The organism is Actinocrinis sp. (genome assembly GCF_035653575.1).
GTDB lineage: Bacteria > Actinomycetota > Actinomycetes > Streptomycetales > Catenulisporaceae > Actinocrinis.
Genome location: NZ_DASRBQ010000032.1, coordinates 1 through 11,756, shown reverse-complemented (window position 1 = coordinate 11,756; position 11,756 = coordinate 1). Strand labels below are relative to the sequence as shown.

The window sequence follows — 11,756 nt, the reverse complement described above, 5'->3', positions numbered from 1 at the left end:
GGTCGGCCGCTACCTGTTCGACCGGCACGGCGGGAAGATCGTCTTCTACGGCAGATTCATCACCGGACTGCGCACCTACGCGGCATTCCTCGCCGGTCTGGTCCAGATGCGCCGGTCGAGATTCCTCGTCGCGAACGCCGCCGGCGGGCTGGTGTGGGCGCTGCTGGTCGGCTTCGGCGCCTACGGCCTCGGCAGCGCGGCGCGCAGCATGGGCAGCGCACTGACATACGTCGGCATAGGGGCCACCGTAGCCCTCTCTGTGGCGGTCGGCTTCGTGGTCAAGCGCCGGATGCGTGGCCTGGAAGAGCGTGCCGACGCGATCTACCCCGACGACCGCGGACAGTCCGCGTCCGCCGCCGCCCCCACCACCACCCCGGCTGACCTGGTCGGTGCGCCGTGACCGAAGGCAACTCCCGTCTCACCGCGCTCTCCGGCGTGGTGCTGCTCCTGTTGTTCGCCGCCGAAATCGTCACCGAGGTCCTCGGTGTGCGCAACGTGCTCACCGCGCACGTCGTCATTGGCTACCTGCTCGCCCCGCCGGTACTCGTCAAGGTCGGCAGCACCGGCTGGCGCATGTCCCGGTACTACCTCGGCGACCCGGACTACCGCCGACGCGGCGCCCCGCGTACGTTCCTGCGTGTCCTCGGCCCGATCATCGTCGTGCTCACGGTCGCGCTCATCGGCAGCGGCATCCTTTGCTACAACGGCCCGCACTCCGTGCACACCCTCGCGCTCAACGTGCACAAGGTGACCTTCTACCTGTGGCTTGTGGCCCTCGTGTGCCACGTCGTCCCGCACTTCCTGGAGTCCGTGAGCCTGGCCGCCGCCGACCTGCTGGGTCGCGCCGGCGTCCGAGTGCCCGGAGCGGCGGCGCGCCGCGTGCTCGTCGTTGGCGCGCTTGCTCTCGGCACGGTTCTCGCGATCACCCTCTCCGGCCACGCCGGAACCTGCTAGCCAACCGGCGAGAGCTGCGGACTGCCCGCCAGCGATGGTTAGGCGGCGTCGCAGCGGCGCGCGGTGCGTGCCGCTCAGCATCGCTGCTAACTCTCGGATGTGTCCCGTAACCATCGGCAGCGTGACGGGCGCTGGCTGGTGGTTTTCCAGCGCGAACAGCTATGGCCCGTGGCGCGGTGCGCTCCCAGATGGACGTCCGAGTGTGCCTGCGGGTGCGCGAGCGGCGCGATGTGGACCTGATTCTCGGTCAAGACATGCTCGCCGCCGGCTGGTCGGCGCACACGCTGGATGCGCCCGGCAAGTTCCTGCTCTGCGCCGAAGGACACGACCGACCGCGCCGAGCCCGTGCCTACCTCGTCACGGACGAGGACGTACGCGCCGAAGCGGCCCGCTGGGCACCGATCAGACCCGCACTCGACGACCTGTCCGCCGCAGCACTCGGCGCGGCGCACGACGACGCCGAGGACGTCCTCGGCGAGGTCGTGGACGCCGAGATAGTCGACGACTCGGCCGACCCTGATGCCGCGCTCTGGGCAGCGCTCCGTACCGTGCCCGACACGGGCGTATCCGTACCCGAACTCATGATGACCACCGGAATGGGCCGCACATGGATCTACGACCGACTCCAGAGCCACGCCGCCGCAGTACGCGCCGAGCAGGTCTCACGAGGCCGCTGGCGAGCCACCGACCCGCACCGCGAGCGGCCGGCGGCGTAATCGTCCGCGTCCGCGCGGACGTCCGTCACCTCGCGCGCGTCTGCGCAGTACAACGCGCGGACGGACGACGGACGGACGTTCGCGCGGACGACCGACCAAAGATCGAAAGGAGGTGCCAGCAACAAACACCAGTCACCACGAGCCGCTTGTCTACACGATCCCGGAAGCAGCAACAGCCTTACGTATCAGCAGGACGAAACTCTATGAACTCCTTGACTCAGGCGAGATCGAATCCATCCACATTGGCCGCAGCCGCAAGATCCCCGCCGATGCCTTGCGGACCTACATCGACAGACTCCGGGCGCGAGCCACGCGCCCGGCGGCATGAACTTCCGATCTTGAAAGGAGGGATAGATGACCAAACTCGGAGAGACACGGCAAGGCAACGGCCGCTCATCGATCTACTTCGCTAAGGACGGGTACTGGCACGGCCGGGTCGTCATGGGAGTCAAGGACGACGGCTCGGAAGATCGTCGACACGTCATGTACAAAGACCGGCAACGCGTCGTCGACGCGGTTGGGAAGCTCGAAAGGGCGCGCGACGCCGGAGCGGTCAAGAAGGCGGACCGACACGTGCCGACCGTGGCCGAGTGGATGCGCACTTGGCTCGACACCATCGCGCCGCGTACAGCGCAGCAGACGACCGTGGACGAGATCTATCGCCCGAAGGTCGAGCGGTGGATCATTCCCGGACTCGGGAAGCACCGGGTCGACCGGCTTCGACCGGAACACCTGGACAAGTTCTATCTGCGGCTCTCGCAGCAGGGTTTGTCCACGAAGACGGTGCTGATGATACATCAGCTCCTATCTCGCGCTCTGAAGATGGCAATGCGGCGAGAGGTCGTCGCGCGGAACGTCGCGACGCTCGTCGACGCGCCGCAGCACAGAGACAAGGAAATCGAGCCACTGACGGCCGCGGAGGCTCGCGCGATTCTCGACCTCGCGTCTGTCATGCCAAACGGCGCGCGCTGGTCGGTGGCGCTCGCGTTGGGACTGCGACAGTGCGAAGCACTCGGCATGCGCTGGGGCTGCATCGACCTCAAGGCAGGCACGGTGCGCGTCTTTCAGCTCAAGAGGGCGCGTTACCAACACGGCTGTGACGACCCGCATGCGTGCGGCGCACGATTCCACCGTGCACCTTGCAACGTGCCCTGTGATCGGCACAAGAAGCGCTGTCCGGTGTCTTGCCGGCCAGACTGCCGATTGCATGCGCAGCAGTGCCCGAAACGGCTCGGCGGCGAATGGGAGTTCCGCGAGCCGAAGGGCCGCAAGGCGCGCACAGTCGTCATTCCCGCACCGTTGATCAGGCTTCTGAAAGAGCAATGGCGAAAGCAGAAGAAGATCAAGGAAGTGGCGGGGGAGAGCTGGGACGAGTGGGACCTGTGCTTTCCGAACTCTCTCGGACGGCCCATGGAACCGCGCGACGACTGGGCGGCCTGGAAGTGGCTATGCAAAGCGGCAGGTGTCCGAGACGCGCGTCTACATGACGCGCGCCATACGGCGGCAACCCTGCTGCTTGAGCAGGGAGTAGATATCCGCGTCGTCCAAGAGATCCTTGGACACTCGACGCTCGCGGTAACGAAGCGGTACACGCACGTCACGAGTCGGCTCGCGAAGGACGCTGCGGAGCGCATGGCTCGCGCGCTCTGGGACGCTCCCGACGACGATGGCGAGTCCGATGAGGGCGAACTCTGAGGGGCCGTCGACCCTGATCGACGGCAATGGCAAAGAAACGGTAATTGAGACTAGAAGTGAGACTAGAGTCGATCTTGGACTCGTCCGTCTCTAGTGATTGAGTCTTTAGCCGCAGGTGAGAACCTGTGCCCGGAGCGGGGGTCGAACCCGCACGACCTCACGGTCCGGGAGGTTTAAGCTCCCTGCGTCTGCCATTCCGCCATCCGGGCGCTGCATAGCGCACGGGCACAGCGTAGCGGCTCGGGGCGGTGGTCCGAGGTCTGTTCTGATCAGGAGACGACCCGGCCGACCCGGTTCTTGGTGCATGGCGGAGCGCAAAAGGCGCACGGCGGGTACCCGCCTGGCTCGCCTGATGGAACTGCGTTTGCGCTTGGGCCTTACGCTGTTGCGCTCGTTGCGCCGCGCTACGCGAAGGCGCGGCTGGCGCGGCGGACGTCGTGCTCGTGGATGATCGCGGTGGCGAAGCCGTGCGAGATGTTGTACTCGGCGCGCAGCCAGTTCACGCGCTCGTCGAAGCGGAGAAGCGCCGGCCCGGCGTCGACCTCGTGGAACCAGTCGGTAAGGGCGCGGCCCGTGACTTCGGGCAGACGGGCGAGCAGGTTCCGGTGGGTCTGTTCCGAGTGGTGCAGCGACATTTGGCGTCTCCCGGGCGGTGCGACTGAATTGGAGGGTGGACGGGCCGATCTGGTGGGGCTCGGGCTGAGGATGAACCTGGCCTGTGCACTGTCTGCTTGGGACGCGCCCGGCGGTTGGTCGGGCCCATCGCCGGCTTCAGTTTTCCTCTGCCTGTGCGCCTCGCCGTGACCGGCGGTGACTGCGGGGACCTCGGTTGGAACGGAGGACGGCTACACGAGTTCACGGTGGCTGTCTGGCTGTACGGCTGTGGCGTAACCGCTCCGTGACTTTGACTTTGCCTGACGTAGGAGGGTCAGGCAAGCCCTGGGGGTGTAGTTCTTTTCTCGCGATTGTCGACTGATGTTGGACGACCGGTTGCTTGACTGCGACCCGGGGATGGCGCACGGTGGCGAACTGGAGGCTCGCGAGCGGAGCCCCTAGCCTGGATGGGTGATCGAAACCGGCCATCGCACCGATCCGCTGACTCAGGCGGTTGCATTCTTTGCTGCTACGTACCGCTCGCTGCCGCAGTCGAAACTCCTCGGGCTGCTTTCCGATGGACGTTCTCGCGCGCAGGCCGGGCACCGGTTCGCCGCGCTGCTCGCGGCTATGGGGCAAGGGGTCGAGGAGCGCACGTTCGCGAGCGTGCCGCAGTGGCGGGACCTGCCCTTCGACGGGCACTTCATCGTCGGCGACCAGATCGCGGTGACGGGGCACGATCTGGTCGCGGGGATGCGCGCGCTGGACGATCTGGACGTGCCGGTGTGGTCCGCGGACGGCACCCGGGTCGCGGCAGGCGAGGTGCTGGAGGAGGCGCTGCGGGCGGCGCGGGGACTACGGGAGTTGATTTAGGAGCCGGGAGGGGTGGGGAGCGGAGGGAGCCGGGAGGTCTAGCGCGCTGTATGGCGGCCCACGGATGGGCCGTCCGGCGGCGGGGAGGCTGGATGGTGGTGCGTGCGGGGCGGGGGAGTCGGGGGAGAGGTAGACCCGGCCGGGAGGGGGCGTGGTGAGCTGGCGCGCGGCCGGGTCGCACTCGTTTTGAGCGGTGAGCGGCGAGCGGGGCGTTGGGCCCCGCTCAGGTGACGATCAAGAGAGGCGTTCGAGGATGAGCGCCATGCCCTGTCCGCCGCCGACGCACATCGTCTCCAGGCCGAACTGCTTGTCGTGCCACTGAAGCGAGTTGATGAGCGTAGTGGTGATGCGCGCGCCGGTCATTCCAAAGGGGTGCCCGACCGCGATGGCTCCGCCGTTGACGTTCAGCCGGTCGATGTCGATGCCGAGATCGCGATAGGACGGGATCACCTGCGCCGCGAACGCCTCGTTGATCTCGACCAGGTCGATGTCGTTGATCGTCATGCCCGCCTTGGCGAGCGCCTTCTTCGAGGCCTCGACCGGGCCGAGGCCCATGATCTCCGGCGAGAGCGCGGTCAGGCCGGTGGAGACGATGCGGGCCAGCGGGGTGAGGCCCAGCTCGCTGGCCTTTCGGTCGCTCATGATGACCACGGCCGCAGCGCCGTCGTTGAGCGGACAGCAGTTGCCCGCGGTCACCGTGCCGTCGGGGCGGAAGACCGGCTTGAGCGCCTCGACGCCCTCCATGGTCACTCCAGGACGCGGACCGTCGTCCTTCGCCACGACCGTGCCGTCGGGCAGCGTGACCGGGACGATCTCACGCTGCCAGAAGCCGTCCGCGATCGCCTTCTCGGCGAGGTTCTGCGAGCGCACGCCGAACTCGTCTTGGTCGCGCCGGGTGACTCCCTTGATCTGCGCCAGGTTCTCGGCGGTCTGGCCCATCGCGATGTAGATGTCCGGGACGGCGCCCTCCTCGCGCGGGTCTGTCCACGTCGGCGCGCCGGCCTCGGCACGGGCTACGGTGCGGGCCTTGGCGTCGTTGAAGACCGGGTTCTCGGTGTCCGGCAGGGAGTCGGAGTTGCCGAGCACGAAGCTGGATACCGACTCGACGCCGGCGGAGATGAAGACGTCGCCCTCGCCCGAGCGGATCGCGTGCAGCGCCATCCGCGTGGTCTGGAGCGAGGAGGAGCAGTAGCGGGTGATGGTGGTGCCGGGCAGGAAGTCATAGCCGAGCAGCACCGACACGACGCGGCCCATGTTGAAGCCGGAGGCGCCGCCGGGCAGGCCGCAGCCGAGCATCAGGTCGTCGATGTCGTGCGGGTCCAGCTGCGGGACCTTGTCCAGCGCGGCGCGCACGGCGGTCACCGCGAGGTCGTCCGGTCGCACGTCCTTCAGCGAGCCTTTGAACGCGCGGCCGATCGGCGTACGCGCGGTGGCGACGATCACTGCCTCGGGCATGGGTAGCTCCTTCGTGCGACGTGCGGAACACAGACGTGCGGGACACAACTGCGGTGTCGTATCGGGGAAGACGCTACCGGATAAGTTACTGGCGGGTAAGGGCGTCCGGGGAGGACGCGGCGGACGCGTCTGCGGGGTGGCCCCGGAGCAGGGCTTAGGTAGCGGACGCCGGCGTCGACTCGGCGGCGGCCGAGCGGGTGATTTGCCAGACCGCGGCGGCCAGCGCGGGGAGGACGGCCGCGGCGGCCGTCGCGTAGCCCTCGGCGGAAGGGTGGAAGCGATCCGGGCCGAACAGTTCGGCGCGCGCCGCGAACTCGGGCCCGAGCAGCGCCCCGAGCGGGACCGAGCGGCCGCCGGCTTCGTGCACGGCGCGGGCCTGCAGCGCGGCGAGGCGGCGGCTCCAGCGGCGCGCCAGCCAGCGCAGCGGGACCTGGATCGGGCGGATCGTGCCGAGGTCGGGGCAGGTGCCGACGACCACCTGGCAGCCGACCGCGCGCAGCCGCCGCACGGCCTCGCCGAGGTTCGCGGCGGCCTCGGTGGGCGGCAGGCGGTGGGTCACGTCGTTCGCGCCGATCATGATCGCGGCGACCTGCGGCGCGTGCTCCGGACCATCGGCGAGCAGCGCGTCGACCTGTTCGGACAGCCGATCCGAACACGCACCGACGCGGGCGACGTTCGCCAGCAGCAGCGGCCGGCCCGCGTGCGCGGCGAGGGCGGCGGCGAGCAGCGCGCCAGGCGTCTGGTCCGCGCGTTCGACGCCATAGCCGGCTGCAGTCGAGTCGCCGAGTACGGCGAACCGCAGGGGGCGCGAGTCGAAGGGGGAGGTGAGGGAGGCGGACGTCGGGGAGGTGGGAGAAGGGGAATGCGTGGTGGCGTCGGAGGATGCGCAGGCGGGGGCGGAGGCGGGGGCGGGGTTGGAGTCGGAGGCAGGAGCCGTTGAGGTGATCGTGGGGGAGAGGGATGTCGCGTCGGGCTCAATGCTGGTGGTGCGTGCGACCAGATGGGCACCGAACAGGCCGTCCGCGCGCGGCGGAACGTCCACTGCCTGCCCGATCGCCCGGCGGGCCAGCTTGGCCTCCGCCATCACCAGGCCGATTGACGCACCGGTCAGCACGGTGAGCCCGCCCCCACCCACTGCCGCCGCGGCTACTACCCGTTTCGCGCTCAACGCCGCCATCGCTGTGGCCTCCTACCTCTGGCCTCTCGCCTACTGTTCTTCCCCCGTCGCGAAGATCCAAGTAAGCCGCAGAATAGGAATGTACCGGCTACCGCTGTCCAGATGGCGGATTTTCGCTCGCGTGCACCTAACCTGGTGGCAACAATCCGGCTTTTGATCACCGCCCACAAGGCGCTCCCGTCGAAAGGCTCCCGATGCATTACGTCGAGTCGGTCATCGACCTGGTCGGCAACACACCGCTGGTCAAGCTGAACTCGGTCACCCACGGTCTGGCCGCCACCGTCCTGGCCAAGATCGAGTACGTGAACCCCGGCGGCTCGGTCAAGGACCGGATCGCCCTGCGGATGATTGAAGCGGCCGAGGCTTCTGGCGAGCTAAAGGCGGGCGGCACGATCGTCGAGCCGACCAGTGGCAACACCGGCGTCGGGCTGGCCATGGTGGCGCAGCGCAAGGGGTACCGGTGCGTGTTCGTGTGCCCGGACAAGGTCTCCCAGGACAAGATCAACGTGCTGCGCGCGTACGGCGCCGAGGTGGTGGTCTGCCCGACCGCCGTCGCGCCGGAGCACCCGCAGTCGTACTACAACGTCTCTGACCGGCTGGTGCGCGAGATCCCGGACGCCTGGAAGCCGGACCAGTACTCCAATCCGAACAACCCGCTTTCGCACTATCACTTCACCGGCCCGGAGATCTGGGAGCAGACGAACGGCCGGATCAGCGCCTTCGTGGCGGGTATCGGCACCGGCGGCACGATCAGCGGGACGGGTCGCTTCCTGAAGGAGGCTTCAGGCGGCCGAGTCAAGATCATCGGAGCGGATCCGGAAGGCTCGGTCTACTCGGGTGGAAGCGGCCGGCCGTACCTGGTCGAGGGCGTGGGCGAGGACTTCTGGCCGGACTGCTACGACCGGACGGTCACGGACGAGGTCATCGCGGTCTCCGACAAGGACTCGTTTCAGATGACGCGGCGGCTTGCCCGTGAGGAGGGGCTGCTTGTCGGAGGGTCCTGCGGGATGGCTGTGGTCGCGGCGCTGCGGTACGCGCAGCGGTTGACGGCTGACGACGTGGTGGTTGTCATCCTGCCGGACTCCGGGCGCGGCTACCTTTCGAAGATCTTCAACGACGATTGGATGGCCGACTACGGCTTCCTGACGCCCGCGTCGCAGGAGGCGACCGTCGGCGACGTGCTCTCGCGGAAGGGCGAGACGCTGCCGGATCTGGTCCACATGCACCCGCACGAGACGGTCGGCCAGGCGGTCGAGACCTTGCGCGAGTACGGCGTGAGCCAGATGCCGCTGGTCAAGGAGGAACCGCCGGTCATGGCGGCGGAGATCGTCGGCTCGATCGTGGAGCGGGACCTGCTCGAGGCGCTGTTCAAGGGGCAGGCGCAGCTGAGCGATCCGCTGGAGGACCACAAGTCGGCGCCGCTGCCGCAGGTCGGCTCCGGCGAGCCGATCAGCGCCCTGATGTCGGCGTTGGAGAAGGCGGACGCCGCCGTGGTACTGATCGACGGCAAGCCACGCACGGTCGTCTCGCGGCAGGACCTGCTGGCGTTCCTGGCTGGAAGCTAGGCGAGGCGGAGCGGAATAGGAGAGGCGCGACGTGATCCCCGGTGGTCTAAGCGCGATCAGGCGTCGGGGATCACACCGCGTCCGGTCCGGACGATGAGCACGCTGCGATTCATGGCGACCCACCATGCCTCGAAGGCGTTGAGCGCGATCAGCAGGCCGACGAGGGCGGCGAGAGTGACGACGGTGGGCGCGAACGGACTCAGGCTCGCTAGCGCCGCCGCCAGCACCCCGCCAATCAGCCGGGCGACGCCCACGCCGCCGAACATCCGGGCCCTCGTGTAGCAGAAGGAGAGCACGTAAAGCGCGGTGCCGGTGGCGAGAAAGTACGCGTGTACGCCTGCCGGATGGTGCAGCGGGCTGCGCACAGCTTGGGCGAGCCCGGCGGCGATGAGGATCAGCCCGGTGACCATCGCGAGGTGGCCGTGGCTGAACACCGAGCGTACGAGCACTGATTGCATCCGCGCCTCGCGCAGCGCGTGCTCCAGAGCCGGAGCGGCGAAGTGGAAGTAGGTCCACCACAGGGCGCAGCACAGCACGAACGCGAGCACCAGCGCGGTCAACGAGCTCCAGCTCAAGCCCTGCCGAGATTCCTGCACGCCGACGCCGACCAACACCTCGCCGAGCGCGATGATGACGAAGAGGCCGAAGCGTTCCGGCAGATGCGAGGCGTCGAAGTGCAGGTCGTCGAGGCGTCGGCGCAGCAGGGTCGGCGTGGTCAGCTCGATCAGCGCGGCGGCCAGCCAGATCCAGGCGCGGGCCGGTAGCGGCGTGAACGAACCGATGACGATGAGTGGCGCGCTGATCATCGCAGAGACCAGGTACGGGTTGACCCGATCGTGGAAGAATCCGCGCCGCAGGATCGCCCACGCGAGCAGGGCCCTGATCCCGAGGTAGGCGAACGCGAAGACTGGTCCGCGTTGGCCGTACGCGTCGGGAACGCTGATCGACATGATGAACGCGCCGAGGCCGAGCGCGAAAACCTTCAGGTGCCGCTTGGTCGAGGTCAGCTCGACACCGTTGTAGAGGATTGACACGCCGACCCAGGCCCACCAGAACGGGACGAACAGCACCAGCGCCCGGCCGACGGCGACGGCCGACGCGGCGTTCTGCGCGGCCGAGGCCACCTGCGTCACAGCGAAGACGAAGACGAGGTCGAAGAACAGCTCGGCCCAGCTGACCCGCTGGCCGTGCGGGTTGATGATCGCGGAGGGGCGGTTGGCGGAGACGGGGGTGGAGGTGGAAGCGGAGCCGGAGGCGGAGGCGGAGGAACGCGGGTCCGGCGACGTCAGCGGCTCGATGCCACCGTCGAAGCGCGCCTCGGCCCGCTGACCGGACGGCGCCTTGCCCCGCGACTGCCGTACCTCGCTCACCTGCGCAGATTAACCGATGGGCGAGCGGCTGGGCAGCGAGTTATCGGGCGGCATCGGCAAGCGGAGTCGGTGCGACAGCGGTGGGTAAGGGTCCGTGCACGCATCGGTGGCTATTCCCTCGTTCCGTACTTGTCAGTAACCTGCGGCTGACATGCGCGCCAACCGGCGCACAGCAGGATTCAGGAGGGGGCAGGGGTGGATCATCGGCGATTCATCACGCTCACCGGCATACTCGCGGCCGCGGTCGCCATCGGCGGACCGGCCGCGGCCAGCACGGGTCCGGTCGGCCGGAGCTCGATCAGCTCCGCGACGGCCGGCGCCGCGTACAGCTCGTCCCACCGCGGCGGGGACTGGGGCCGGCACGACGAGAAGTTCGACTACTACCTCGCGCTCGGCGACTCGCTCGCAGCGGGCGTGCAGCCCAACGCGCAGGGCCAGAGCCTGCCGACGAACCAGGGCTACGCCATGGACCTCGCGGCGGCGTTGCACGACGACAACCGGCACCTGAGCTTCGTCGACCTCGGCTGTCCCGGCGAGACGACCACGTCGATGCTGAACGGCGGATGCCCGTTCCCGCACAGCTACAGCGACCAGACGGACGCCGCGGCGTCCTTCCTCGCGCAGCACAAGCACGCGCGAGTCCTGGTCACCATCGACATCGGCGCCAACAACGTGGACGGCTGCACGACCGCGTCCGGCATCGACACCTCTTGCGTCGTCGCCGGGCTGCAGACCGCGGCCACCGACCTGCCGAAGATCCTCGGCAAGCTGAAGGCGGCGGCCGGGCGGCACGTGCAGTTCGTGGCGATGAACTACTACGACCCGTTCCTCGCGGCCTGGCTCAGCGGCCCGGCCGGCCAGGCCGAGGCGACCGCCTCGGTGCAGCTGAGCGGGCAGCTGAACGGAGTCCTGGGCGCGGTGTACCAAGCGTTCGGCGTCAAGGTCGCCGACGTCTCGGCGCGCTTCAAGACGACGCAGTTCACCCCGCTCGTCCAGCTCACCCCGAGCCTCAAAGTGCCGCTGAACGTCGCGCGGATCTGCCAGTGGACGTGGATGTGCGCGCCGGCACCCGTCGGGCCCAACATCCACGCCAACAAGGCCGGCTACGAGGAGATCGCGGACACCTTCGAGGCGATAGTGGATCCGCGGTAGCCGCCGCATCTCTGCAGGCATTGGCCCGGTCCCGCGGCTAGCTGGGGCCGGGCCAATGCCATAGTGGAGGACGGTTGCCGGCTAGATCATGCCGCCAGCGGCTCTGATGCAGGCGCCCGTGGAACTTCAGGGTGTGGCCACCGGCCGTCTCACCGGCACGATGGTCAAAAGTTGTTCCAATCCGACGAAGTCGTCAGGGTTGGTC

At 68.4% G+C, this 11,756-nt stretch carries 12 protein-coding genes and 1 tRNA gene; 8 read left to right on the top strand and 5 right to left on the bottom strand.

Going from position 1 to position 11,756, the window contains the following annotated elements; all coding sequences use genetic code 11:
• The 5 genes from VFA06_RS05685 to VFA06_RS05670 form a co-directional block, all read left to right on the top strand.
• A partial coding sequence (locus tag VFA06_RS05685) for a DedA family protein (RefSeq protein ID WP_414639833.1) occupies positions 1-400 on the top strand: 400 nt, incomplete at its 5' end.
• Positions 397-954 (top strand): hypothetical protein, encoded by a 558-nt coding sequence (locus VFA06_RS05680; RefSeq protein ID WP_324839343.1) that lies wholly within the window; start codon positions 397-399, stop codon positions 952-954. The genes VFA06_RS05685 and VFA06_RS05680, both read left to right, overlap by 4 nt.
• 188 nt (positions 955-1,142) lie before the next feature.
• Positions 1,143-1,670: a hypothetical protein gene (locus VFA06_RS05675; protein WP_324839342.1), complete on the top strand. Its 528-nt coding sequence runs from the start codon at positions 1,143-1,145 to the stop codon at positions 1,668-1,670.
• A gap of 112 nt (positions 1,671-1,782) precedes the next feature.
• Positions 1,783-1,998, top strand: a complete 216-nt coding sequence (locus VFA06_RS25830) for a helix-turn-helix domain-containing protein (RefSeq protein ID WP_349260063.1) — start codon at positions 1,783-1,785, stop codon at positions 1,996-1,998.
• A 26-nt stretch (positions 1,999-2,024) separates the two neighbouring features.
• Positions 2,025-3,365 (top strand): tyrosine-type recombinase/integrase, encoded by a 1,341-nt coding sequence (locus tag VFA06_RS05670; protein WP_324839341.1) that lies wholly within the window; start codon positions 2,025-2,027, stop codon positions 3,363-3,365.
• Positions 3,366-3,491: 126 nt separating this feature from the next.
• On the opposite strand, the gene VFA06_RS05665 is transcribed toward VFA06_RS05670, so the two are convergent.
• Together VFA06_RS05665 and VFA06_RS05660 are read right to left on the bottom strand one after the other, a co-directional pair.
• Positions 3,492-3,574, bottom strand: a tRNA-Leu gene (locus VFA06_RS05665).
• 195 nt (positions 3,575-3,769) lie between these two features.
• Positions 3,770-4,000, bottom strand: a complete 231-nt coding sequence (locus VFA06_RS05660; protein WP_324839340.1) for a DUF4287 domain-containing protein — start codon at positions 3,998-4,000, stop codon at positions 3,770-3,772.
• A gap of 430 nt (positions 4,001-4,430) precedes the next feature.
• On the opposite strand from VFA06_RS05660, the gene VFA06_RS05655 reads away from it, so the two are divergent.
• The gene (locus VFA06_RS05655) at positions 4,431-4,832 is read left to right on the top strand and encodes a hypothetical protein (protein ID WP_324839339.1); all 402 of its coding nucleotides are present in this window, start codon (positions 4,431-4,433) and stop codon (positions 4,830-4,832) included.
• Positions 4,833-5,066: 234 nt separating this feature from the next.
• On the opposite strand, the gene VFA06_RS05650 is transcribed toward VFA06_RS05655, so the two are convergent.
• Together VFA06_RS05650 and VFA06_RS05645 are read right to left on the bottom strand one after the other, a co-directional pair.
• The gene (locus tag VFA06_RS05650) at positions 5,067-6,287 is read right to left on the bottom strand and encodes an acetyl-CoA C-acetyltransferase (RefSeq protein ID WP_324839338.1); all 1,221 of its coding nucleotides are present in this window, start codon (positions 6,285-6,287) and stop codon (positions 5,067-5,069) included.
• Positions 6,288-6,441: 154 nt separating this feature from the next.
• Positions 6,442-7,464 carry an SGNH/GDSL hydrolase family protein gene (locus VFA06_RS05645; RefSeq protein ID WP_324839337.1) on the bottom strand — a complete coding sequence of 341 codons (1,023 nt, stop codon included), beginning with the start codon at positions 7,462-7,464 and terminating at the stop codon, positions 6,442-6,444.
• A 194-nt stretch (positions 7,465-7,658) separates the two neighbouring features.
• Here VFA06_RS05645 and VFA06_RS05640 point away from each other — a divergent pair, with 194 nt between their 5' ends.
• A complete protein-coding gene (locus VFA06_RS05640) occupies positions 7,659-9,029 on the top strand; it encodes a cystathionine beta-synthase (RefSeq protein WP_324839336.1) in 1,371 nt (456 codons plus the stop codon).
• A gap of 56 nt (positions 9,030-9,085) precedes the next feature.
• Here VFA06_RS05640 and VFA06_RS05635 read toward each other — a convergent pair whose 3' ends face one another.
• On the bottom strand, positions 9,086-10,399 hold the full coding sequence (locus VFA06_RS05635; protein ID WP_324839335.1) for a low temperature requirement protein A: 1,314 nt from the start codon (positions 10,397-10,399) through the stop codon (positions 9,086-9,088).
• Between the two features lie 195 nt (positions 10,400-10,594).
• Here VFA06_RS05635 and VFA06_RS05630 point away from each other — a divergent pair, with 195 nt between their 5' ends.
• The gene (locus VFA06_RS05630) at positions 10,595-11,551 is read left to right on the top strand and encodes an SGNH/GDSL hydrolase family protein (protein WP_324839334.1); all 957 of its coding nucleotides are present in this window, start codon (positions 10,595-10,597) and stop codon (positions 11,549-11,551) included.
• The last annotated feature ends 205 nt before the right edge of the window (positions 11,552-11,756 follow it).